This is a genomic window from Pseudooceanicola nitratireducens (genome assembly GCF_900109195.1).
GTDB lineage: Bacteria > Pseudomonadota > Alphaproteobacteria > Rhodobacterales > Rhodobacteraceae > Pseudooceanicola > Pseudooceanicola nitratireducens.
Window position 1 is genome coordinate 115,989 of sequence record NZ_FNZG01000003.1, and the last position, 23,680, is coordinate 139,668.

General features: G+C 65.1%; 25 protein-coding genes. 7 read left to right on the top strand and 18 right to left on the bottom strand.

Annotation, left to right across the window (positions count from 1 at the left end):
• Positions 1-20: 20 nt before the first annotated feature.
• The 3 genes from BMX99_RS11200 (at position 21) to BMX99_RS11210 (ending at position 1,726) form a co-directional block, all read left to right on the top strand.
• A complete protein-coding gene (locus tag BMX99_RS11200) occupies positions 21-368 on the top strand; it encodes an MmcQ/YjbR family DNA-binding protein (RefSeq protein WP_093451604.1) in 348 nt (115 codons plus the stop codon).
• A 129-nt stretch (positions 369-497) separates the two neighbouring features.
• Positions 498-1,313: an isocitrate lyase/PEP mutase family protein gene (locus BMX99_RS11205; RefSeq protein WP_093451607.1), complete on the top strand. Its 816-nt coding sequence runs from the start codon at positions 498-500 to the stop codon at positions 1,311-1,313.
• A 134-nt stretch (positions 1,314-1,447) separates the two neighbouring features.
• On the top strand, positions 1,448-1,726 hold the full coding sequence (locus BMX99_RS11210; protein WP_139199500.1) for a hypothetical protein: 279 nt from the start codon (positions 1,448-1,450) through the stop codon (positions 1,724-1,726).
• 109 nt (positions 1,727-1,835) lie between these two features.
• Here the strand turns inward: BMX99_RS11210 and BMX99_RS11215 are convergent, their stop codons facing one another.
• The 5 genes from BMX99_RS11215 to BMX99_RS11235 form a co-directional block, all read right to left on the bottom strand.
• On the bottom strand, positions 1,836-3,383 hold the full coding sequence (locus BMX99_RS11215; RefSeq protein ID WP_170848749.1) for a VPLPA-CTERM sorting domain-containing protein: 1,548 nt from the start codon (positions 3,381-3,383) through the stop codon (positions 1,836-1,838).
• Between the two features lie 334 nt (positions 3,384-3,717).
• Complete coding sequence (locus tag BMX99_RS11220; RefSeq protein WP_093451615.1) at positions 3,718-5,031, bottom strand: pyruvate dehydrogenase complex dihydrolipoamide acetyltransferase; 1,314 nt, start codon at positions 5,029-5,031, stop codon at positions 3,718-3,720.
• 12 nt (positions 5,032-5,043) lie between these two features.
• Entirely contained in the window at positions 5,044-6,417 is a 1,374-nt protein-coding gene (locus BMX99_RS11225) for a pyruvate dehydrogenase complex E1 component subunit beta (protein WP_093451617.1), read from the bottom strand.
• A gap of 1 nt (position 6,418) precedes the next feature.
• Positions 6,419-7,450: a pyruvate dehydrogenase (acetyl-transferring) E1 component subunit alpha gene (gene pdhA / locus BMX99_RS11230; protein ID WP_093451619.1), complete on the bottom strand. Its 1,032-nt coding sequence runs from the start codon at positions 7,448-7,450 to the stop codon at positions 6,419-6,421.
• Between the two features lie 250 nt (positions 7,451-7,700).
• Entirely contained in the window at positions 7,701-8,000 is a 300-nt protein-coding gene (locus BMX99_RS11235; RefSeq protein ID WP_093453232.1) for an FtsB family cell division protein, read from the bottom strand.
• 122 nt (positions 8,001-8,122) lie between these two features.
• On the opposite strand from BMX99_RS11235, the gene BMX99_RS11240 reads away from it, so the two are divergent.
• Entirely contained in the window at positions 8,123-8,515 is a 393-nt protein-coding gene (locus tag BMX99_RS11240; protein ID WP_093451621.1) for a VOC family protein, read from the top strand.
• A 51-nt stretch (positions 8,516-8,566) separates the two neighbouring features.
• Here the strand turns inward: BMX99_RS11240 and BMX99_RS11245 are convergent, their stop codons facing one another.
• Entirely contained in the window at positions 8,567-9,460 is an 894-nt protein-coding gene (locus BMX99_RS11245; RefSeq protein WP_093451625.1) for a fructose bisphosphate aldolase, read from the bottom strand.
• 108 nt (positions 9,461-9,568) lie between these two features.
• Positions 9,569-10,765: a phosphoglycerate kinase gene (locus BMX99_RS11250; protein WP_093451629.1), complete on the bottom strand. Its 1,197-nt coding sequence runs from the start codon at positions 10,763-10,765 to the stop codon at positions 9,569-9,571.
• 437 nt (positions 10,766-11,202) lie between these two features.
• Between BMX99_RS11250 and BMX99_RS11255 the strand changes: the two genes are divergently transcribed.
• The 3 genes from BMX99_RS11255 (at position 11,203) to BMX99_RS11265 (ending at position 13,159) form a co-directional block, all read left to right on the top strand.
• Complete coding sequence (locus BMX99_RS11255) at positions 11,203-11,709, top strand: peptidylprolyl isomerase (RefSeq protein ID WP_093451632.1); 507 nt, start codon at positions 11,203-11,205, stop codon at positions 11,707-11,709.
• Positions 11,702-12,271 (top strand): peptidylprolyl isomerase, encoded by a 570-nt coding sequence (locus BMX99_RS11260; RefSeq protein ID WP_093451634.1) that lies wholly within the window; start codon positions 11,702-11,704, stop codon positions 12,269-12,271. The genes BMX99_RS11255 and BMX99_RS11260 overlap by 8 nt, the downstream gene beginning before the upstream one ends.
• 153 nt (positions 12,272-12,424) lie before the next feature.
• Positions 12,425-13,159, top strand: a complete 735-nt coding sequence (locus BMX99_RS11265) for a hypothetical protein (protein ID WP_093451637.1) — start codon at positions 12,425-12,427, stop codon at positions 13,157-13,159.
• A gap of 6 nt (positions 13,160-13,165) precedes the next feature.
• Here the strand turns inward: BMX99_RS11265 and BMX99_RS11270 are convergent, their stop codons facing one another.
• The 11 genes from BMX99_RS11270 to BMX99_RS11320 form a co-directional block, all read right to left on the bottom strand.
• A complete protein-coding gene (locus tag BMX99_RS11270) occupies positions 13,166-14,056 on the bottom strand; it encodes an NYN domain-containing protein (protein ID WP_170848748.1) in 891 nt (296 codons plus the stop codon).
• 183 nt (positions 14,057-14,239) lie between these two features.
• Positions 14,240-14,743 (bottom strand): VPLPA-CTERM sorting domain-containing protein, encoded by a 504-nt coding sequence (locus BMX99_RS11275; protein ID WP_170848747.1) that lies wholly within the window; start codon positions 14,741-14,743, stop codon positions 14,240-14,242.
• A gap of 254 nt (positions 14,744-14,997) precedes the next feature.
• Positions 14,998-15,801 carry a serine O-acetyltransferase gene (gene cysE / locus BMX99_RS11280; protein ID WP_093451648.1) on the bottom strand — a complete coding sequence of 268 codons (804 nt, stop codon included), beginning with the start codon at positions 15,799-15,801 and terminating at the stop codon, positions 14,998-15,000.
• A gap of 95 nt (positions 15,802-15,896) precedes the next feature.
• Positions 15,897-19,784, bottom strand: a complete 3,888-nt coding sequence (locus BMX99_RS11285; RefSeq protein ID WP_093451652.1) for a baseplate multidomain protein megatron — start codon at positions 19,782-19,784, stop codon at positions 15,897-15,899.
• 3 nt (positions 19,785-19,787) lie between these two features.
• On the bottom strand, positions 19,788-20,228 hold the full coding sequence (locus BMX99_RS11290; RefSeq protein WP_093451655.1) for a C40 family peptidase: 441 nt from the start codon (positions 20,226-20,228) through the stop codon (positions 19,788-19,790).
• Positions 20,225-21,103 carry a DUF2163 domain-containing protein gene (locus BMX99_RS11295; protein WP_093451658.1) on the bottom strand — a complete coding sequence of 293 codons (879 nt, stop codon included), beginning with the start codon at positions 21,101-21,103 and terminating at the stop codon, positions 20,225-20,227. The genes BMX99_RS11290 and BMX99_RS11295 overlap by 4 nt, the downstream gene beginning before the upstream one ends.
• Positions 21,100-21,732 carry a DUF2460 domain-containing protein gene (locus BMX99_RS11300; protein WP_093451661.1) on the bottom strand — a complete coding sequence of 211 codons (633 nt, stop codon included), beginning with the start codon at positions 21,730-21,732 and terminating at the stop codon, positions 21,100-21,102. Before BMX99_RS11300 ends, BMX99_RS11295 begins: the two co-directional genes overlap by 4 nt.
• Positions 21,733-22,021: 289 nt before the next feature.
• The gene (locus tag BMX99_RS11305) at positions 22,022-22,681 is read right to left on the bottom strand and encodes a phage tail tape measure protein (protein WP_093453235.1); all 660 of its coding nucleotides are present in this window, start codon (positions 22,679-22,681) and stop codon (positions 22,022-22,024) included.
• Positions 22,681-22,947 (bottom strand): rcc01693 family protein, encoded by a 267-nt coding sequence (locus tag BMX99_RS11310; RefSeq protein ID WP_093451663.1) that lies wholly within the window; start codon positions 22,945-22,947, stop codon positions 22,681-22,683. The genes BMX99_RS11305 and BMX99_RS11310 overlap by 1 nt, the downstream gene beginning before the upstream one ends.
• Positions 22,944-23,267, bottom strand: coding sequence for a gene transfer agent family protein (locus BMX99_RS11315; protein WP_093451666.1), 324 nt, complete (start codon positions 23,265-23,267; stop codon positions 22,944-22,946). The genes BMX99_RS11310 and BMX99_RS11315 overlap by 4 nt, the downstream gene beginning before the upstream one ends.
• The gene (locus BMX99_RS11320) at positions 23,267-23,680 is read right to left on the bottom strand and encodes a phage major tail protein, TP901-1 family (protein WP_093451669.1); all 414 of its coding nucleotides are present in this window, start codon (positions 23,678-23,680) and stop codon (positions 23,267-23,269) included. Before BMX99_RS11320 ends, BMX99_RS11315 begins: the two co-directional genes overlap by 1 nt.

The following is a 23,680-nucleotide window of genomic DNA, read 5'->3' on the forward strand; positions in this document are numbered from 1 at the left end:
AAACCGCTCAGACTGCGATCATGAGCCGGGATTTCGTGCGCCAGATCTGCCAGCCTCTGCCCGGGGCCGACTGTTCCGATCCCTGGGGCGGTGGCCATGATGCCTGGAAAGTGGGCGGCAAGATGTTTGCCTGTATCGGAGCGCTGGACCAGGGTGTCGCGGTCAAGACCAGCGACCCGGAGTTCGCCGCCATGATGATCGAGGCCGGCGATGCAGAACGGGCGAAATACTTTCACAAAAGCTGGGTCCTGCTGCCCTGGGGCGGCGATCCCGGCCTGATGCGCGACCGGATCCTGGTGTCCTATGACATCATCCGCGCCGGGCTGCCCAAGCGGGTGCAGGCCACGCTGCCCTCACGTGACGCGTGATCGCCGCAGTGCCAGCCGGCGCAACAGGCGCCAACGTTTTCCGCAAAACCCAGCCTGCGCCGCCCGCTTTACTGTTGCCAAATCACGGCCAAACCCCAATCCTGCGAGCCATTGTTTCAGGAGTATTCCATGCACGACCCCGGTCCCACGTTTCGCATGCTGCATCGTCCCGGCAATCCCTTTGTTCTGGCAAATTGCTGGGATGTCGGCTCGGCCCGGCTTCTGGCCGCGCTCGGGGCCGAGGCGCTGGCGACCTCCTCGGCCGCGCATGCCTTTACCCTGGGCAAGCCCGACGGCGCGGTGACGCGGGACCAGGCGCTGGCCCATGCGCAGGACATCGTGGCCGCGACGCCCCTGCCCGTTTCCGGTGATTTCGAGGATGGCTTTGGCGCCGATCCCGACACCGTGGCCGAAACCGTGCGCCTTGCGGCCGAGGCCGGGCTGGCCGGCATCTCGATCGAAGATAACCCCGCCCCGCCCGGAAAGGCCTATGACCTGAAACTGGCCACCGAACGCATCCGCGCCGGGGCCGCCGCCGCCCGTGCTTTGAAACGCGACTTCGTTCTGGTGGCCCGCGCCGACGGCATCATGAACGGCCACTACGGCATCGAAGAGGCGATCACCCGCTTGAAGGCCTTTGACGACGCCGGGGCCGATTGCCTGTATGCGCCGATCCCGCCGACCTTCGACGACCTGGCCCGGATCTGCGCCATGACCGACACGCCGGTCAACGCGCTCGCCGCCGGGCCCTATGCCAGCTACAGCGTCGACGATTTCGCCCGCATCGGGGTTGCGCGGATCTCTCTGGGGTCGGCCCTGGCCCGCGCGGCGCAGCGCCGCGTGATGGATGTCTTTTCCGAGATCATGGAAGACGGCAGCTTTGCCATGCTGAAAAAGACCGTCTCGGGGGATGAGGTCGACGACCTGCTGCGCCGCTACCTCTGACCCGGACCGATCGTTCTACCCTGTCCGCCCGGACTATTGATCCGGACACGCTAGACCTATTGTTATTGCTATTTCTGTTGGGACCACACATGCCCTTGTTTGCCTGTACCCTGTTGCCCTCCGCGCTGTTACCGATGCCCCGGGCCTTGTCCGCCCTGTGCCTGATCGGCGCGGCCCTGGCGGCGGTGCCCGCCCATGCCAACCACGTCGCCGTGATCGCCCCGAAGGACGATGGCGGATCCCAGGTCATCTGCACCGACGGCTGGGGAGGAGAGCTGTCGCGCAAAGGCGATCAGGTCTGCGTGCTGCCCCTGCGCAGCAGCCGGCCAAAGTGCCGCGACGACTGGACCATGCCCCAAGCGGCCGAGGCGCTCTGCGCTGAAACCCCGATCCCGGTGCGCCCCGCCGACTGACAGGCGGATTTCAGATCGAACGGTCTGCCGTCGCATCCCAACCCGGCACACACGAAAAAGGCCCCGTCCGTTCCAGGACGAGGCCCATTCGTCGAAGGCTTGCAGAGCGTTAGCGGCGGGCGCGACGCATTGCACCAAAGCCGGCCAGGCCCGACAGCATCAGCACCAGGCCCGCCGGCAGCGGTACCGCCGGGGTGGTCAGCGCGGCCAGATCGGCCTGCGTGAAATCCCCGTCCGAAAAGCGGAAGGCCTCCCACGAGGTGAGGTTCAGGAACAGGCTGTCCGTTGCACCGCTCGCCAGCAGCTCAAGACTGTAGACCGCGCCGCTCAGTGCGACCGACACCAGATCGGTGAAGGCATAGCCGCCGAAATCGAACAGGTCATTGTCCAGACCACCGTCGAACAGCGCCAGCGGATCGCCCCCCAGGGTGCCCACGGGCGTGCCGGTCAGGAAGAAACTGTCCTCTCCGGTGCCGAAATCCGCACCGCCCAGCAGCACGCCACCGGTCAGATGCACATAGCTGTCATTGCCTGCGCCCAGGTCCATCGCAATCCCTGCGGTGCCCTCAATCGTCCCCGAGTTCTGGATGGTCTGAGCCGCCAGATTGGCCCCCTCGGTCACGTCCTTTTCGACCAGGATGCCGGTGGTGCCGGTGATCAGACCCGAGTTGGTGACCGAACTGTCGGTCGTAGAGCCGTCAAAGTCGATGCCCGCGTCGATGGTCGACCGGATGATCCCCGAGTTGATGACCACGCCGCTGTCCAGGTCCAGGCCGTCCTGCGGTTCCTGGCCCGCAACGGCGGTGTTCTCGATCAGGCCCGAGTTGGTCAGATGCACCCGTTCGCCGATCTGCACCGCATCGTCGGTGGCGTAGATGTTACCGCTGTTGACGATGACCAGATCGTCGCCCCCGGTGATGCCTTCCTTGCCGGCATAGATGTTGCCCGAGTTGGTGACATTGGCCCCGGCACCCGGCGCATGGTTCCCGCCGTCACCAACCTGGATCCCGTCCGACCCGGCGCGGATCGTGGCACTGTTGGTCACTGTGGCGTCGTCGTCGGCATTGATGCCGTCCTTGGCCGCAAAGATCGTCGCGTTGTTGATGACGGTCGACTTTTTGCCGACCTGGATCCCGTCCGAGCCCTTGCCATTGGACTGGATCGTGCCGCGGTTCCAGACATAGGCGCCGTCGTCGACGTTGATGACATCCGAATCTTCACCCGAGGTCGTGAAAGACCCGGTGTTCACGATGTTCGCACCCTCTCCGCCATCAACCGCGCGCGATTCGTTTCCTACGGTGGTGACCATGCCCGCGTTGCTTAGCGTCAGGTTATTGCCAACCTCGATCGTCGCCGCATCGGGACCGGTGGATTTCAGGATCGTGCCCGACGACTGGGTGATGCTGCCCCCGTCGCCCAGCTCGATGATGGCCTGGCCGCCCGGATCGGCCGGATCGGTAGTGCCCACACCGGCACCGCCGGTGATCACGACGGTGACGTTGTTGGCCGAGGGCCCGACGACGCCAGGCGCAAAGATGCCCCCGCCCGAACAGGTGACGGTGGTGCCGTCGACAACGCTCCCCGGCGTGCAGGTGGAAGACTGGGCGGTGCTGACCGATGCGATCAGGACAAGCGCAGTGGATGAGAGGTATTTCATGGAAATCGTCCCCGGTTGAATGACTGATTTAAAAACAATGGGTGGTGAGGCCACCCGGTACTGAATACGCGGCAGATTGGCAGCCATAGGCGATTCAGGCAAAGCTTTTGTGACATCCGCCCTGGAAAAGCCGCATTTCCATTTTCGAAACGAAAGTATCCCGGATTTGGAATGTGAAACAGGCACTTGGAATGTCCGGCGCTTCCCCTTGGCACCGCAAATGCCCGGACGCCTGCAAATGAAAAACGCCGCCCCGATGATCCCGGGACGGCGTTTCATTTCAATCGGATCCGTCGGCGCATTCCCCTGCGGATCCGGAATGGTGACCCTGCGATCAGGCCAGCATGGCCATCGGGTTTTCCAGTCCGTCGACAATCGCCTGCAGCAGTTCCGCCCCAAGCGCGCCGTCGATGACCCGGTGATCGACCGACAGCGTGACGGACATGACCGTCGCGACCTCGACCTGGCCCTCGGCGTTTACAACAGGCTTCTTCACACCCGCGCCCACGGCCAGGATGGCCCCGTGCGGCGGGTTGATCACCGCGTCGAAGTTGTCGATGCCGAACATCCCGAGGTTCGAGATCGCAAAGGCCCCGCCCTGGTATTCATGCGGTGCCAGCTTCTTGTTGCGCGCGCGGCCCGCCAGGTCCTTCATCTCGGACGACAGCGAGGACAGCGATTTGCTGTCGGCGTCCTTCAGGACCGGCGTGAACAGCCCGCCCTCGATCGCCACGGCCACGGCCACGTCCGACGGCTTCAGCTTCAGCACCCGGTCGCCCGCCCAGACGGCGTTGGCATCGGGCACCTGCTGCAGCGCCAGCGCGCAGGCCTTGATGATGAAGTCGTTGACCGACAGTTTCACGCCCCGCGGTTCCAGCTGCTTGTTCAGCTGGCTGCGGAAGGACATCAGGGCATCCAGCTTGATGTCGCGGCGCAGGTAGAAATGCGGGATGGTCTGCTTGGCCTCGGTCAGGCGGGCGGCAATGGTCTTGCGCATCCCGTCCAGCTTGACCTCGTCAAACTCGCGGTCGGCGTACATCTTCAGCACCGCCTCGGTCGAGGGGCCGGCCGGTATCGACGCCGCAGCTGCCGCCGCCGGAGCAGACGCCGCCGCCTTGGCCGGAGCCTCGGCCTGCGCGGCCTCAACGTCGGCCTTCACGATCCGCCCATGCGGGCCCGAACCCTTGAGTCCGGCCAGATCCAGACCCTTCTGCGCCGCGATCCGCCGCGCCAGCGGCGAGGCGAAGACGCGATTGCCATCCGCCCCCTTGGGCGCGGCAGGCGCAGCAGGAGCCGCCTGCGCGGGCGCTTCGGCAGGGGCGTCCCCGGCCGAGGCGGGCGTGGCCGCGCCCGACGAGGCCGCCGGGGCCGCCGGCGCAGCAGACGAGATATCGCCCGCCGACTCACCCTCCTCAAGCAGCACGGCAATGGGCGAATTGACCTTCACCCCTTCGCTGCCCTCGGGCACCAGGATCTTGCCAATGACGCCTTCGTCCACGGCTTCGAATTCCATCGTCGCCTTGTCGGTCTCGATCTCGGCCAGCAGGTCGCCCGAGGATACGGTGTCGCCCTCCTTGACCAGCCATTTGGCCAGCGTGCCTTCCTCCATGGTCGGCGACAGCGCGGGCATCAGGATTTCCGTTGGCATCGCGTGTCCTCCTTACCGGTAGGTGACTTGCTTGACCGCTTCCATCACCTCGGCGGTGGTGGTCAGGGCCAGCTTTTCCAGGTTCGCCGCATAGGGCATGGGAACGTCCTTGCCCGTGCAGTTGATCACCGGGGCGTCCAGATAATCAAAGGCGTTCTGCATGATATAGGCCGACAGGTGGTTGCCGATCGACGCCACGGGGAAGCCTTCCTCGACCGTGACGCAGCGGTTGGTCTTCATCACCGATGCGATCACCGTGTCATAGTCGATGGGCCGCAGGGTCCGCAGGTCGATGACCTCGGCCTCGATCCCCTCTTCCGCCAGCTTCTCCGCCGCTTCCAGCGCATAGGTCATGCCGATGCCCCAGGACACGATGGTCACGTCGGTGCCCTCGCGCCAGATCTTGGCCTTGCCGAAGGGGATGGTGAAATCATCCAGCACCGGAACCTCGAAGCTTTTGCCATAGAGGATCTCGTTTTCCAGGAAGATCACCGGGTTGGGATCGCGGATCGCCTGTTTCAGCAGACCCTTGGCATCGGCCGCCGAATAGGGCTGCACGACCTTGAGGCCCGGGATATGCGCGTACCAGGCACCGTAGTCCTGGGAATGCTGCGCGCCCACGCGGGCGGCGGCACCGTTCGGACCACGGAAGACCATGGGCGCGCCCATCTGCCCGCCGGACATATACAGCGTCTTGGCGGCCGAGTTGATGATCTGGTCGATCGCCTGCATGGCGAAGTTGAAGGTCATGAATTCGACGATCGGACGCAGGCCGCCAAAGGCCGCGCCGACACCGATGCCCGCGAACCCGTGTTCGGTGATCGGCGTGTCGATGACGCGCTTGGCGCCGAATTCGTCCAGCAATCCTTGCGTGACCTTATAGGCCCCCTGATACTCCGCGACCTCTTCGCCCATGACAAAGACGTTTGCGTCGGCGCGCATCTCTTCGGCCATGGCATCCCGCAGCGCTTCGCGCACGGTCTGGGTCTTCATCTCGGTGCCTTCCGGCCAGTCGGGGCTGCGGTCGGCCTTGGGGGCCTCGGGGGCCTTTGCCTGGGCGGGGGCCTTTTCCTCGGCCTTCGGGGCCTCGTCGGCCTCCTTGGCCGCAGGGGCCGACGCCGCGCCGATGTCATCGGCGCTTTCGCCTTCCTCAAGCAGAACGGCGATGGCGGTGTTGACCTTCACGCCCTCGGTGCCCTCGGCCACCAGGATCTTGCCGATCACGCCTTCGTCTACGGCTTCGAATTCCATCGTCGCCTTGTCGGTCTCGATCTCGGCCAGGATGTCACCCGAGGAAACGGTGTCGCCCTCTTTCACCAGCCATTTCGCCAGCGTGCCCTCTTCCATGGTCGGCGACAGGGCCGGCATCAATACTTCTGTTGCCATCTCAGGCCTCCTCGGTCTCGATCGCGTCGCCCTGCGGCAGGACGTCGGCGTAGATATCGGTGTACAGCTCGTCCAGCGACGGCTCGGGGCTTTCCTTGGCAAAGTCGGCCGACTTGTTCACGATATCCTTGATTTCCTTGTCGATCGCCTTCAGGTCGTCTTCGGTCGCATGGCCGCCGTCCAGCAGCATGTGGCGCACGCGTTCGATGGCGTCCTTCTCTTCGCGCATCTTCTGCACTTCTTCGCGGGTCCGGTATTTCGCCGGGTCCGACATCGAATGGCCGCGATAGCGATAGGTCTTGATCTCAAGGATATACGGCCCCTTGCCCGAACGGCAGTGCCCCACGGCCTTTTCGCCGGCTTCCTTGACGGCCAGAACGTCCATTCCGTCGACCACCTGACCAGGGATGCCGAAGGCTTCGCCACGGGTGTAGATGTCCGCCGAAGAGGTCGAGCGCTGCTGCGACGTGCCCATGGCGTATTGGTTGTTCTCGATCACGAAGACCACCGGCAGTTTCCACAGGGCGGCCATGTTGAAGGTCTCGTAGACCTGGCCCTGGTTCGCCGCACCGTCACCGAAATAGGCGAAGGTCACGCGCTTGTTGTCCAGGTACTTGTCGGCAAAGGCCAGCCCGGCCCCGATCGGAACCTGCGCGCCCACGATGCCATGGCCGCCGTAGAAATGCTTTTCCTTGGAGAACATGTGCATAGAGCCGCCCTTCCCCTTGGAATAGCCGCCCTCGCGCCCGGTCAGTTCGGCCATGACGCCGTCGGGGTCCATGCCACAGGCCAGCATGTGGCCGTGGTCGCGGTACGAGGTCACGCGCTTGTCGCCCTCTTCCGCGGCTGCTTCCAGCCCGACCACCACGGCCTCCTGGCCGATGTAAAGGTGACAGAAGCCGCCGATCAGGCCCATGCCGTACAATTGGCCGGCCTTTTCCTCGAACCGGCGGATCAACAGCATGTCGCGATAATAGGATTTCAACTCGTCCGCTGAGACATTGCTCTTCGCGGCGGATTTGCGGGTCGCCATTCGGGCCTCCTCCGATCCGATAGTTTAACGTTGAACTATCTCATAAAGCATTTCTCACGATCATGCGAGACTCAATTTCGCCAAACGCCCGGATCTGTTGAAAACCGCCTGCTTGGCGGGCGCAAACCGCGCCCAGACACGTTGATGCGTGCAATCAAAAGCCCCGTCAGCCGGGCTGCGGGGCTTGGATCAGATGGTAAAGGAAAGCACCCTGCGGCGCAAAACGCCCGATGGCTTACCGCCCGAAACCTTAGCGAATAACGATCTCGTCGGACCGCATAAGCCCCAGCACATCGCGGGCCTGCTGGTCCAGCAGGTCGAGATCCAGGTAATCGTCCGAAAGCCGGCTGGTCAGGTTTTCCATCCGGGCGATCTGCCCGTCCAGATCCTCAAGCTGCGCGGCCAGCGCGTCGCGATCCGCCTTGATCTCGACGCGGCGGAACAGCCCCATGTCGCCCTGAACGGCGGCAAAGGTGAAATACAGCCCAACACAGAAAACACCTGCGATATAGATCAGCCCCGCAAAGGCGGGACGTCCCGAATTGCTCATCATGCCCTCACTCCGCCTCTTCCGGGCGGTAGATGTATCATGCCACAAGCGATTCGCCCTGGGAATCCCTTTTTTCACTGGCGGCAGAAGCGTGGCAATAACGCACGAACCGGAGAATGACCATGCCCCAATCCATCGCCCATATCGCCCTGGTCGTGCGCGATTATGACGAGGCGATCGCCTGGTATCGCGACATGCTGGGCTTCACCTTGGTCGAGGATACCTGCCAGCCCGAACAGGACAAGAGATGGGTCCTGATCGCCCCGCCGGGATCGCAGGGCACGTCGCTTTTGCTGGCCCGTGCGTCAAACGACAGGCAGGCCGATTTCATCGGCGACCAGGCCGGCGGCCGTGTCTTCCTGTTTCTTCAGACGGATGATTTCTGGCGCGATTACAAGGCCATGCAGGACCGTGGTGTGACCTTCACGCGCGACCCCAAGACCGCGCCCTATGGCACCGTTGCGGTGTTCCGCGACCTCTATGGCACGCTTTGGGACCTGGTCGAATTCACATGAAAAAGGGGCGCAGACCGCGCCCCTTTGCAGATCTCAAACCGGACCGAAGGATCAGCCGGCGACGGATGCGCCGTGGATCTCTTCGATGGTGGCGGCCAGGACCGCGTCGAAATCCGCGTCCGACTGCTGGGCCGACAGACCTTCGGTCAGGGCGCGGCTGAAGGATGCGATCATGCCGGTCTGTTTCGCCAGGCGGGTGTTCGCCTCTTCGCGGGAATAGCCGCCCGACAGCGCCACGACCTTGATGACCCGGGGGTGATCCACCAGCGGCTTGTAAAGGTTTTCGACCTCGGGCAGCGTCAGCTTCAGCATGACATTCTGATCCTCGGACAGCGCGTTCAGCTGTTCTTCGATCTCGGCGCGCAGGATCGCCTCGGCCTCGGCCTTGTCGGCGATGGTGATCGTCACCTCGGGCTCGATGATCGGCACAAGGCCATGGCCCAAGATCTGCTTGCCCACCTCGAACTGCTGCGCCACCACGGCGCGGATGCCTTCGGGGTTGGCGGCCGAAATCACAGACCGCATCTTGGTGCCGAAGATCCCCTTCGACACGCCCTTTTCCAGAAGCGCGTCCAGATCGGGCATGGGCTTCATCACCTGCACGCCGCCCTCTTCGTCAGCCAGGCCCTTGTCGACCTTCAGGAAGGGCACGACGCGGCGCTTGTCCCACAGGTATTCGGCCGTCGGGATGCCGTCGATCTCACCGTCCATGGTGCGTTCGAACAGGATCGCGCCCACGACCTTGTCGCCGGTGAAGGCGGGCGACTTGATGATCCGCGCGCGCATGTCGTGGATCAGGCCGAACATCTCGTCATCGTTGGAATAGGCATCTTCTTCAACGCCATAAAGCTTCAACGCCTTGGGGGTCGAGCCGCCCGACTGGTCCAGCGCCGCAATAAATCCGTGGCCGTTGGCAATCTGCTGTGTCTGTTGTTGCTTGGTCATCCCTGAACCCTGTCTGTTTGAAATCCGCCCGGCCCGCGGCCCGGCTTCCTTTTACGATCCGGCCGAAGGGTAGGACGCTGCCGCCCCCTCTGGCCAGTGTTTTGCTGTTTAGGCCGCTTCGCGCGCGGACAATGCTGCAACGCCGGGCAGGTCCTTGCCTTCCATCCACTCCAGGAAGGCCCCGCCAGCGGTCGAGATATAGGTAAAGGACTCGGCCGCGCCTGCGCCATTCAGCGCCGCGACCGTGTCCCCGCCCCCCGCGACCGAGGTCAGCTGACCCGCCCGGGTCAGCTCCGCCGCGCGGGCGGCGGCGGCATTTGTGGCCGTGTCGAAGGGCGCGATCTCAAACGCGCCAAGTGGGCCGTTCCAGATCAGCGTCTTGGCCCGGGCCAGGGCATTGCCGATCCGCTCGACCGCCTTGGGGCCGGCGTCCAGGATCATCGCATCCGCCGGACACTCGCCCGCCGCCACGATCTGGTTCTCGGCTCCGGCCTTGAATTCGCGTGCCACGACCACGTCCTCGGGCAGCAGGATCTCGCAGCCCGCGGCCTTGGCCTTGGTCAGGATCTCGCGCGCGGTGTCGGCCATGTCGTGTTCGCACAGCGACTTGCCCACGTCGATGCCCTGCGCCGCCAGGAAAGTATTGGCCATGCCGCCGCCGATCACCAGCATGTCGACCTTGCTCACAAGGTTGCCCAGCAGGTCCAGCTTGGTCGAGACCTTGGCCCCGCCCACAACCGCCAGCACCGGCCGCTCGGGCTTGCCAAGCGCGGCTTCCAGCGCCTCAAGCTCGGCCTGCATCAGCCGCCCCGCGCAAGAGGGCAGGAATTGCGCCACCCCCTCGGTCGAGGCATGCGCCCGATGCGCCGCGCTGAAGGCGTCGTTGCAATATATGTCGCCCAGGCCCGCCAGCCGCCGGGCCAACTCGGGGTCGTTCTTCTCTTCTCCGGCGTGAAAACGAATGTTCTCCAGCAGCATGACGCGGGCGGCGTCCTGCTCCTCGGTGTGGCGCTCGGCCGCGTCCAGGGTTTCGATGAAGGCAACGGGCAGGCCCAGCTTTTCCTTCAGCACCGGCAGCACCTGGCGCAGCGACAGGTCCAGCACGACCTTGCCCTTGGGCCGGCCGAAATGCGCGATCAGGATCGGCGTGCCGCCCTTTTCCAGGATGTCCCGCACCGTCGGCACGATCCGCTCGATCCGGGTGGCGTCGGTGACGCGCCCGCCTTCGACCGGCACGTTGATGTCCACGCGCAGCAAGACGCGTTTCCCGGCCAAGTCCATGTCATCAAGGGTTTTCCATCCCATATCGGCTGCTCCCACTTGGCCATCGCAATTCCCGCGCCTTTTCGCGTGCGCGGCATGTGCCGTCAACACTGGTAGCGCCCCCATGCGACCCTTCGGAAACAATCTCCGACCTTTCCCCCGATTACCTCCTCCCTCGCTCCACTTTCCCTCCGCTCACACCACCCTGCCCTCACATCACCCTCACACCAACCATCCCAGCCCCACCCCCTACACATCCTCTTGCCAAAAATATCCCGGGGGAGCGCGAGGGGGCAGCGCCCCCTCGCTTCCCTCTACGTCGGCACGCCTCCGGCGTGACGGGCCAGCGCCCCCTCGCTTCCCTCTAGGTGGCACGCCCCCGGCGTGACGGACCAGCGCCCCCTCACCATCCCGTGCCCCCACTTGGCATTTCCGCCCGTCCCCAATACACATTCCCCCAATTCCAAAGGAGAAGACCCATGTCCGACATCAAAGACCCCGAAAACACCATCCTGCTCGAACTCAAGGGCGGCACCGTCACGATCGAGCTTCTGCCCGACGTCGCGCCCGAACATTCCAAGCGCATGAAGGACCTGGCCCGCGCCGGGGCCTATGACAACGTGGCCTTCCACCGCGTGATCGACGGCTTCATGGCCCAGACCGGCGACGTCCAGCACGCCAACATGGAAAAGGACTACAACCCGCGCATGGCCGGCACCGGCGGCTCGGACCTGCCCGACCTGCCTGCCGAATTCTCCAAGCTGCCGCATGACCGTGGCACCCTGGGCGCGGCACGCTCGCAGAACCCGAATTCCGCCAACTCGCAGTTCTTCATCAACTTCAACGACAACCACTTCCTGAACGGCCAGTACACCGTCTATGGCCGCGTGATCTCGGGGATGGAACACGTCGACGCGATCACCCGGGGTGAGCCGCCCGCGAACCCCGACCGCATGATCTCGGTCAAGGTGGCGGCAGATGCGTAAGGCACCCGCCCTCCTCGCCGCGCTGGTGACCTTTGGGGCCCTGTCCGGCGCCGCCCCGGCGCTGGCCACCGGCCTCGACATCGAGATCGCCGGCGAAGCCTCGGGCACGATCCACATCGACCTGTTCGAGGACATCGCGCCCAAACACGTCGAACAGATCACCGCCCTGGCCGCTGCCGGCGACTACGCCGGCGTCTATTTCCACCGTGTCATCAAGGGCTTCATGGCCCAGACCGGCGATGTGGAATTCGCCCGCGAGGGCGGCGACATGCGCCGCGCCGGCATGGGCGGCTCGTCCCGCCCGGACCTGCCGGCGGAATTCTCGGACAAGACCTTCGACCGAGGCGTCGTCGGCATGGCCCGCGCGCAGAACCCGAACTCGGCCAACAGCCAGTTCTTCATCATGTTCGCGCCCGGCCCCTTCCTGGACGGCCAGTACACGGTCGTCGGAGAGGTCACCTCCGGCATGGACATCGTCGACGCTATCAAGCTGGGCGACGGCCCGAACGGATCGGTGATTGGCGAACCCGACCGCATGGTGAAGGTCACCGTGACGGAATAACGACCGTCTTTATACGATGCGACAGAAACGCCCCTTTGCCAATGCGAAGGGGCGTTTTTTCTTCTACGAACAAACCCGGCCGCCAACGCCCGATGGACACCATGCCAGTCATCAATAGATTGGTCGGATACGAACATCGGACCGGAATCGGGAATGGCGGTAATTTCAGAAAGACTACGGCGTCTGTTTCGACCTGATCCGGATGATATAATTCCGGGCCACCCGCTATTCTACTGGAGCACGGTCAAGAAGGTCGCAAGCAACGACCTGACCAAGATCATCGGGATCGTCCCTGTGGTCGGCTACCTGATCCTTTTCAACGACAGCATTCTGGATTCCGTTCAGTTCAACACCATCACCGGAACGACTGGGGATGAGGCCTCTCCCTTCCTGATCGGCGGCCTGACAAAATTGCGAATGACCTTTTTCGGCAGCCTCTGCGTCACGATCTCCTTCCTGATCTATCAAACCCGCCGGCCGAAAGCGCTCGACAACGCCTCGGACGATTTTTCTTTCGCCGAACGTGTCCGTGAAAGCTACAGCGTGGTCGAAATGAAAGCGCTTGAGCGTGATGTCATGGATGCCAATTGGCAGAAGCGCTTGGGTCTGTTTTGGTTCCCTTCGCAGGGGGCACGGAAAAGAGAGAGCCGAGTACAAGGGTTCCGCGAAGATCTCCGGCCCAAATTCTTAACCGAATTTCGCGATTACATCGACCAAGCCTCCCGCGAATGGTGGATCGGTCAGATGAACTCTCGGCCCTTTTCCCGCTATGCAGCGATGGTCTTCGGCTGTCTGGGCTATCTTCTTCTGGCCATCCCGACGATCGACATCGCCCAGGCGGTCATCGCGGATATCCTGTCCGAAATGCTAAGCGTCATGCGGAGTTAAACAGCCTCACCGCCGGGCCGACATCAGCTCGGCATGGCCAAATTCCGACACGTAGAATCCGCGCCGTTTGCGGACCGACCGCGCGGCGATACTGTCGCGGAACAGGTCGTTCGAGACGATCTCTGCCCCCATCCTATCCGCCATGTCGATGATCACCACATCCGCGTTCACGCCGCTGTCGACCACCTCGACCCGGGGACGGCCGGGCAGTTTCGCCCGCAGGGTCGCGGCGTTCATGTATTTGCCCCCGATCTTGTAGCCGATATTGGCGTCGAAAACGATGATGGGCGTCACGCCCTCGCCGCTCAGGACCTCGGTCACGGCGCCCACGGCCCCAAGCGACGGGGCGTTGTCGCTGCCCCAATGCGCGACGTTGGATCCGTCGACCACCGCGCGCCGCTTGGCGCTGCGCCGGGTCTTTTGATCGACCTGCGCCTCGGGGATGGCCTCGACGGCGAGGGCCTGCCAGATCCTGACGGTCCGCGACTTGTAATAGGGGTTCCCCTGGGGCCCTGTTCCCGCCTGATAGCGCTGTTTCCGCGTGCCCCGGGTCAGCCGGGTCAGCCCGTTGGCCGTGTCGAATTTCCGTGCCGCCGCCAGGGCCAGCTCGTGTTCGGCCGCGCCCCGGTCTTCAAGGTCGCACTGGACCCAGCCAAGGTCCTTCAGGTGATAGCCCGGCAGGGTTTCTTCGCTGGTGATGGCAAAGATCGCGCCGCGCAGATGCAGCCTCTCGGCCTCTCTCCTCCGGGCTGAAAGCAGCCGGTCCCGGCGCGCGGGATCGGCCGAGGACCGTTTCGACGCGGGACCTTTCGACCGGCGCGTTCCCAGCCAGGCGACAGCGAGAAAGACAAGGAAAATGCCGCCAACGAGGGCAATGAAATTGAGATTGAAAACCATTTGGCCGTCCACGAAAGAAACCACCGAAGAATAGATGCAAGATGGCATTCCCGGCCCGCAGGTTCCAGAGCCGCGGGGAATAATCAGCCCGCCTTGGCTTTTGTGACGATCGCACAGGCATAGGCGAAACCAAAAAGGCGGCCCCGAAGGACCGCCTTTTCAGAATGATCTACGCTCGGGACCTCAGCCCTTGCGACGACGCGACAGCGCGCCCATGCCAGCGACACCGGCCAGCAACAGCGGCAGGCTTGCGGGAAGCGGCACGGCAGGCGTGCGCAGCGTCCAGCTGCCCTCAAGACCCGAGGCCAGTTTCGTGTTCCCGATCCAGGTATCCCAGTTGCCATTGGCCTCTTGCTGGAAATAGGTGCCGCCACCGGGATAGTCGATAAAGGTATAGGCAGCGCCGAAGAACGCCGGCAGCATGGAGCCCGTCCAGAATTCGTCAAAGACATCATCACCGGGAACGGTGTAGCTGCCATTGCTCGAACTGAACGAGAAGTTGACAAAATCGACATTCGCCAGCGCCGTGCCAGGCGTGTAGGTGTCAGCCAGGGTCAGCACCGCGGTCGCATTGCCAGTGCAAAGGTCCGTACAGGTGCCCATCCAGTCATAGACCACATCCGCCGAAGCACTGCCCGCTGCCAGTGCAAGCGCAGCCGCACCGATAATCTTTTTGAATACGTTCATATTAACCACCATTTCTCTAGGAGCGCCCAATAAAAGCCACATTCGATCTGTCTGGCACATTTTTGCGGATAGGCAAAACGCCAAACCGGGAACTGTTCGTTCCCGGATCGCAAACAATGGCGTTTTAGTACAAAGTATCCGGCAGATGCGGCGCGGAAAAACTGTACCCGCCGTTAATCCCAGCAATTGCGGCGCGCAGATAGGGCGTCACCGTCCCTGATCAACCGTCAAAACACGCCAGAAAACAGCCCGACTCAGCCGCCGAACAGATGATCCATGGTCATCGAGGGCTGGTCGCATCCGGCCTCTCCCACGACTTTCGCGGGCACGCCAGCGACGGTCTTGCAGGGCTCCACGTCCTGCAGAACCACCGAACCGGCGGCGATGCGGGAACAATGGCCGATGCGGATATTGCCCAGCACCTTGGCACCCGCCCCGATTAGAACGCCGTCGCCGATCTTGGGATGGCGGTCGTCGTCTTCCTTACCGGTCCCGCCAAGCGTCACGGAATGCAGCATGGACACGTTGTTGCCCACCACGGCGGTTTCGCCGATCACGATGGAATGGGCGTGGTCGATCATGATCCCCTGCCCGATCCGGGCGGCGGGATGGATGTCGATGCCATAGACCTCGGAACAGCGCATCTGGAAGAAATAAGCCAGGTCACGGCGCCCTTCGCCCCAAAGCCAATGCGCCACGCGATAGGCCTGCACCGCCTGGAAGCCCTTGAAATACAACAGCGGCTGAAGGAACCGGTGGCAGGCCGGGTCGCGTTCATAGGTCGCCACGATATCCGCCCGCGCCGAGGCCGCGAGCGAAGCATCCGCCGCATAGGCCGCATCACAGATCTCGCGGATCAGCTGTTCCGACATCTCGGAATTCGTCAGCTTCATCGCGATGCGATAGGCCAGGGCATTCTCGATCGAGGGGTGGTGCAGCAGGGCGGAATGGATCTGGCCGCCCAGCAGCGGTTCGTCCCGGATCGCCTGTTCGGCCTCCTGGGTCATCCGGTTCCAGACCGGGTCCACCGTTGCGACCTGCGGGTGCGTCTTTGCCATGGCGCGTCCTTTCTTCGTTCCGCGTCATGGTAGCAGATAGCGACCCAGACCCAAAACGCAATGCCGTGATGGATCTTATTCCGAATGCGAAACACTCACAGATCCAGCCGTGCCCAGGCCCCCGCCCCATAGATTGCCGAGATCTGCGCGACCTCGACCCGCAGGGGGCCGGTGCCGCCATCCGCCGCCTGATCTGCCGCGCTGTAGGTCCAGTGGGCCGTGCTGACCTGCGCCTCTCGCAGCAGGGTTGCGCCGTCGAAGACCCGCACCGCGTAGCATTCCGCCTCTTCGCCCAGGGGGATCTCGGGGGCGTCCCAGCTGTCGGCGGCCAGGCGTGACCGGCGGATCCAGCGCAGGGCCAGGTCCGCACCCTGAGACGTTGCGCGCAGATGCACCGGCGACAGGGGCCGCAGCCCAATCCCGGGAAAGGCCGCGACCAGATGGGTATAGGACGCATCCGCGTAGTCCCGACGCGCCGGGCCGATCCGCAGATGCCGCGCCATGTTGCGGCTGGCCAGGGTCAGGCCCAGCTGCTCGGGCGTGCCATCCAGCGCCACCACATAGGACCCCGCGGGCCAGACATCGGGCATATCCGCATCCGTGCCCAATTGCCCCCGCAACCGGTGCGAGATCAGGAAAACCCCGTCACCGCCCGGCACCGCATCGCGGAATTGCAGCAGTTCCCACCCCGTGGGGCTGCCGTCGCCGATCGCCAGCAGGTTCTTGCCCGCCAGCAGCCCCGCATCGCTGACCGAATGCAGGCTGCCGCTGGTCAGGCGCAGCGCAAGCGGCGCGCCCCGGTCGATGCGGCCCGGATCGGCGCGCAGCAGCGGGGCCTGGGTCACGCCGATCACACTGCGGCTGTCCAACACCCGATCCAGCGCATAATCCTCGTCCGAGGCCGAGGTATAGACAGCCACGGTCCCCGGCCAGGGCTGCGCCGTGACGGCCACGTGCGGCGCATGGGGGATTTCCTCACCGCTCATCAGGGGCAGGTCCAGCAGCAAGGGAAAAACCGGCACGGGCGGCACGAAATCGGCCTGGCGCACCGCATCCTCGGCCACATCCACCGGGCGATAACTTTCCGCGTCGATGCGCAGCGCCTCGACCTGCTGAAAGGCACCGCGTTCGATCCGGTCGAGGCGATAGCTGCCGCCATCCCCGCCGATCCGCACCACGTCCCCTGCGCCCAGCCCGGAAAGAGAGGGCGGAAGCCCAAAGCGCACCCCGTCCCGGGCCACCCGCGCCTCGGCCAGCCAGCGTTCTGCCACCTGCCGCCCTTCCCCGCGCAGAAGCGCCAGCCGAAGCTCCTGCCCGCTGGTGACGTCGGACCCGTCGCCCGGGCGCACGGCCTCTTCGGTCACGGAGGCAAAATCGCCCCCCTGTTCGATGAACTGCACCCGGACGCGGCCCATGGTTTCGGCCTGCGCAGCGCGCTGTTCCTCCAGCCCCGCCAGCTCTTTCCCCTGACACAGAACGCCCGGATCGATATCCGCCGCAACCAGCCCGCTGCGCATGACGAACCGCAACACGCCATCGCGTTCCACCGCGTCGAACCCAAAGCGCAGCATCAGCGGCTGCAGCGCCTGCCGCGCGGTCCCACCACCCTGTTCCGTATACCCCCAGACCAGCCCGCGAAGATCGCTGACGTCGGCATCCCCAACCCCGGCCCGCGCACAAATCTCCTGCACCACGCCCGCCAGCGACCGGGCCGAGGCACGGCCAGTCACCCAATGCCCCCGCGCGTAATTCCCCCCATCCGCCCAGGCAGAAAGAGCGTTCGGAAACCACGGCCAGGGCCGCGCATCCCAGGCCCAGACATGGGCGCGATCCATGTCCACCATCCGCTGACCCGTCACCGCCGAAACCGGGTTCTTCGCCGGATCCCCCCAGTAGGACAGCATCGCCCGCAGGTATTGCATCTGCATCAGATCATCGCGCCGCCCGGTGGAAAAATGCGGCAGCCCGGTTTCCGAGGATTTGGGATCGACAAAGCGATTGGGCTGGTTCGTGCCCTTGTCGACGGCGGCACAGCCCAGTTCCGTGAACCAGATCGGTTTCGACTGCGGCACCCAGGGCGTTGGCGCGGCCTGACGCTGCCCGCCGATCCGGTCGTAATGCGCATGGCTCCAGAAAGACCGGATGTCCTTGGTGCGCCAGATCCAGGGCTCTCCGTGTGCGCCGTCGGTAATGGGCGTTCTGATCTGGGCGGCGCGGGCCTGATCCGAATGGTAGTACCAGTCGAACAGCTCTCCGCCCTCGATATTGGCCTTCAGGTAATCGACGTCATGGAGAGCCCCCCAGTGGGCGTCCAGGTGATCGTCGCCCTCGCGCCAGTCTGACAGCGGCAGGTAATTGTCGATGCCGATGAAATCCACGTCCTCATCCGCCCAAAGCGGATCCAGGTGGAAGATCCGATCTTCCGTGCCCTCGGGCGTGAAGCCGGCATATTCGCTCCAATCCGCGGCGTAGGAGATCTTGGTGTCGGGCCCCAGGATCTGGCGAACCGCGCTTGCCAGAGCGCGGAGAGCAGCCACCACCGGAAACCCCAGGTCATCGCGCACCCGGGTCAGCGCCACCATTTCCGACCCGATGCAGAAGGCATCCACCCCCCCGGCAGCGGCACATAGCGCGGCCTGATGCAGAATGAACCGCCGGTATCCCCAGTCCTCGGGGCCGCCATAGCTGACCGCGCCGGGCGTCACCGTGAAATGCGACGGATCGGCCGCGCCGAAAAACGCCGCGACCTCCGCCGCCGCTTGGGCCGTACAATCGGGCGTGCCCACCTGACCCGGAGCCAGCGACAGGGTGATCCGCCCCCGCCAGGGCAGCGCGGGCTGTTCCTCTCCTCCCCGGGGATCGGGCAAGGCATTGCCCGCCTGCTGGGTCATCAGGATGAAGGGATAATACATCACCTTCAGCCCCCGCGCCTTCATCTCACCAATCGCCTGCAGGACGGAAGGATCGCAGGGCGTGCCGCCATAGATCGGCCGCCCCTCCCCATCCTGCGGCACCAGATCCGCCGCCGCGCGGCTGACCCCCGACACGGTCCAGGGCATCTCCTCCCCCTCGCGCGCAGGCTCTTCCACCGCCGGGCGGATCCGGCAGGACCCACAGCGCAGGTCGTCCCCGAACCAGCTGACCACCAGCGAGACATGCCCACAGCCCGGAAGCTCCAACCCCAGCTGATCCAGCGACGTCGGCAGATCCGCCTGGCCAGAGGGGGAATGCATATTCGCCATCTCGACCACACCGGCGGCTCCGCGAAAACTGACCGGCGTGGTGGCCAGCGCATATTCCCCGCTGCCGGGGATCATCGCCACGGCCCGCACCGCGCGGGCAGGATCATCGGGGGCGATCTCCTCCGGTGCCGGACGGATGACCTCGAAGGCGAATTGCGGCACGCGGTTGTACCAGGCCTCCAGCGACAGATCCTCGATCACCACATAGGCCGTGCCGCGATAAGCGGGGACCGCACCTGCGCCCTCGACCGCCTCCATCCGGGGATCGGGCAGCTGGTCGCGCGACCCGGGATAGACCCGCATGTTCAGCTGATCCGGCGCGATCTCGGCCCCGTCGGCCCAGACACGGCCCACCCCGGCGATCTCGCCTTCGCACAGGGCAACGGCCAGCGACACGGTATAGGAATAGCTGCGGGTCCGGGGCCGCGGCGCGCCCTTCCCCCCGCCCGAGGTGGTGACATGTTCGGCAAACTCCGTGGCCCAGATCACCTGACCGGGCAGTTTCACCCGGCCATGAACGCGGGCGATGGCCTCGCCTTCCCCGGCCCCCATCAGGCGCAGACGATCGACGCGCCCCGTTTCCACCGGGTCCGAGCCCGCGCCCAGCAGCCGCTGGTCAATAGCGCGCCCCAGGGTGGCCCCGACAAAGCGCCCCGCCACGACCGAGGACAGGCCAAAGACCGTCCCCCCAAGCGATCCGCCAATGGCCGCACCGGCGGCGGAAAGAAGAAGCGTTGCCATGGGTCAGACCTCCGGGAATGTGAAACGGGCCACGATGCGCCGCCGCCAAGGGGCCGAGAGCGGGCTTTCCACCACCCCGTGACCGGAATAGGCGTGGATGAATGTGGGCTTTCGCCCTACAGCGCCCTGAACGCCCAGATGCTTGGCCACCCCGCCGCTGCGCATGCGGAACAGCAGGACCTGGCCGGGGGCCTCTGCGCCCCCAGGCAGCAGATGCCGCGCCGCCGCCGCCCACAGCCGTTCGTCCCCGGAAGGTTCCGACCAGTCGCGGCTATAGGGCGGTACGGGCTCCGGTTCGGCCCCATACAGCTCGCGCCAGATGCCGCGCAGAAGGCCCAGGCAATCCGCCCCGATCCCCCGGTGCGAGGCCTGGTGCAGATAGGGCGTACCGATCCAGCCGCGCGCGGCGGTGACAATAGCGTCTGGGGTGGTCACTGTGGTCATCTCCGGCTGCCTCCGCTGGTGGCACCGCTTTGTGCCGGGGTGACGGCCAGCCAGTCTTCTCCGGGGATATCCGGGAAGCCCTGATAATTGGCGAGGTTGTTGAACTTGTAACGGCAGCTCACCATCCGCTTGTCGCAACCCGCGCTGATCCGCACCCGATCCCCTGAGACCAGGGGCGCGCGCAGGCTGGCCCAGAGGTCGATCTGCCGTTCCTCTCCCGCCTGATCGCGCTTGATCGCCTCGGTCAGGCCTTGCGCGGCACCGGACAGAACATCCAATCTGCCATGAGTGAACCAACCGGGTTCATAGTCCGGCAAGGGAGGCAGGGTCAGCTGCGCGCCCGCGACCGTGCTGACCGTGGTTTCCACCGCATAGCCCGGGGCCGTCAGATCGACACCACAGGCACTGTCCCCCAGAACGGCCCCGCAGGGTTTCTGATAGATCCGCCCGCGCGGCTGGTTCAGCGGCTCTGACAGCCCGCGCAGTTCCGCCGTGAAGGCCCCGCCCGCGCGGCTGATCTCTCCGATCGTGCCGCGAAACACCATCTGGCGCTGTGCCACGTCCTGCCAGTTGACCCGCCAGGCGCGCACCTCGGCCCCGTCAAAGCGGCCCGCGTCGATGTCGGCCTCACCGATGGCTGCGTCGCTGAGCGCGCCAAGCGCCTCGGAATTGTCGACCGACAAGCCGGTGCCCTGTTGCAGCGCCAGGGCCGACAGCCCGGTGTCGGCGCGGAAGTCGATCCCGTCAAAGCTCAGCGGACGGTCATGATCGGTGAAGCCCAGAACGATGCCGTCGGCCCGGGTGATCGCCCAGGCGTTGCAGACATGGGTCGTGCCGCTGGCCAGATGCGCGGCGAGGTCGGGATTGAAACTCATACCCGCAGCTCCACCACCGGGACATTCGGCATGTCGCCCGCCTGGAACGACGCGACCGAGGTCGCGATGCGATCCGTATCAAAGCGCACCGGCACGTCGAACTCAAAGCCTGCGGTGACCTCGGCATTGGTCACCGGGGCCTCATCCAGAACGATCCGGCCGGTGGTCAAATCGACGCTGAAATCCAGCCCCTCGCGCAGTTCCGATCCATTGACCCCGATGCGCAGCGTGCCCGCCACAGGCTTGGCAATCACCCGCGCGACCTCTTGTTGGCCGGACCGGTAGGATTTGATCAGCTGGAAGTCATGGGTGTCGCCGTCGCCGCGCGCCAGCAGCTGATCGGTAAAGGCGATCTGGGCCGTCGGCGCACAGGATTTGTAGTCGGACCAGTCCTTCCAGCGGAACCCGTATAGCTGGCCTTCGCGCGCCTCAAAGAAGGCCAGCAGGGTTTCGATATCGTCCAGAGACCGCATCGAGACGCCGGCATCATAGCGCCGCCGGGATTGCGACCAGGGGGCGTTGCGTTCCTCGTATCCGTTGGCGAGGGTGACGATTTCCGTGCGGCGTTCCGGCCCTCCGGAGGACCCGAAGGACAGCGCCGCGGGGAAACGGATTTCATGGAAGGACATGCGGGTTCCTTTCGGGGTTGGGGTTGAGATTTCAGCATTCGTCAAACCGGCTCGAGTTCATCCGAGGTCTTCGCAAAGGGCAGCGTCCGTCCGCGGGTGGCTGCGAAGCGGCCGCCCAGGGGGGCGGCCCCTCTCAGCGATTGCGAGCAATCGCTTGCCGGGCAACGGGCCGCTGCCCGGCGTGCCGCCGGGCGGTTCCTCAAGTCAAAGGTTCGGCAATTGGGGGCTCTTCGCTGTGCTCATCGCGGCCCACGAGAGCCGTGGGATATGGACGCATCATCATCCCCCCTCACCGGTTCCGCTGCCCCCGCGCCAGGGCACGCGACATCTGTGCGGCGACCTGCGCCTGGGACCGGCGGAAGCTGTCGGCATCAGGGGTCTGGATGTTCATCACCACCGTCACCGGACGCCCGCCCTGGGATCGCACGCCCAGCTTGCCATCGCTGCCACGGGTCAGCGGCAGGATCGCCTCGGGCCCCGCCTCTCCCATCAGCCCGGTGGCCCCGCGCATGGGAAAGGCCGTCGGGCCGCGCACCACGCCGCCGTCGGCAAAGGGCATCACCCGGCCCTGGGCAATCGCGCCCCCCCGCGCAAAAGGCAGGACGTTCTGGAACAACCCGCCGACGCCCTGGGCGATCATCCCGCCGAAATGATCCGTCACCGGTTTGACGGCGGCGTTGTACGCCTGAGAGATCACCGAATTCGCCACGATCCCCAGGGCATCCGACAGTTTCGCCCCATCCAGAACGACCGCATCCAGCGCCCGCTTCAACCCGCGCGACAGCCCGCGTTCCAGCGTCTGCACGTCCTTGCCGGTCTCGGCCAGGGCCACCCGCATCCGGCGCAATTCGCTGTCAAAGCCGGCGGCCATACCCGCCGCCCCGCCAAGCGACAGCTCCAGCGCCTCGACCTGGGCGTGCAGATCGCCAATGCCGTCGAAATCCTCGATCATGCGTCACCTCTGTTCATGTTCGGCCCTTCATGGTCCGCTTGCGCGTCCGGAAAGGCCGCCATCAAATCCACCAGCCCCGCCCGGCCAAGCGCCGGGGGCGCGGCGCGGCCAAGCATCAGCGACAGTTCCGCCGGGGTCAGCGCCCAGAATTCCGCCGGGCGCAGGCCCAGACCCCGCACCCCGGCCTGCACCAGCGACACCCAGTCAAATCCCTCGCCCCCCCGTGACGGGCTGCCCTGCGCCCCCTGTGCCAAACCGCTCATTCCGCGCCCTCCGGCAGGGCGAAGGCCAGCGTCAGCAGTCGCGCCGCCGCACGTGAGGCCGCGACCGGCCCGCCCTCGATATCTGCCTGCAACAGATCCGCCGCACGCCCCTGCCAGCCACCACCGTGCAACCCCGCGACGATCAGCGCCAGCACGTCGCGGGTGGAAAACTGCGCCTCCTCGAACCGCTGGATCAGCGCCATCAGCGACCCCGCGCACAGGCTCTCCTCAAGCTCGGCCAGGGCACCAAGGGTCAGGCGCATCACATGGGCGCGCCCGTCGATCACCAGCGTGACCTCTCCGGCGTAGGGATTGCCCATCAGATTGCTGAGAAGCTCAGCGCCCCGGCCGAGGCCAGAGACATCTCATAGGTGGCCTCGCCGTCATGCACGCCGGCGTATTCGATACCGGTCACCTGGAACGGGCCCTCGATGATGCCGAAATCGGGGATGATGACCTGGAAATCCGGCGTTTCCCCGTCGAAAAAGATCTGCCGCGCCCGTTCGTCCGAGCCCGCGTCGCGGAACACCCCCGCCCCCGAAACCGAGGCCGAGCGCACCCCCGCGCCCCCCAGCAATTCGCGCCAGCCGCCCTGGCTTTCCAGGCTGGTGACATCCACCGCCTCGGCGTTGAAACTGATGCGCGAGGCGCGCAGACCCGCCAGCGTCTGGAAGGTGCCGTTGTCGGACATGTCGACCTTGATCAACAGGTCCTTGCCATTCTGGGCTGCCAT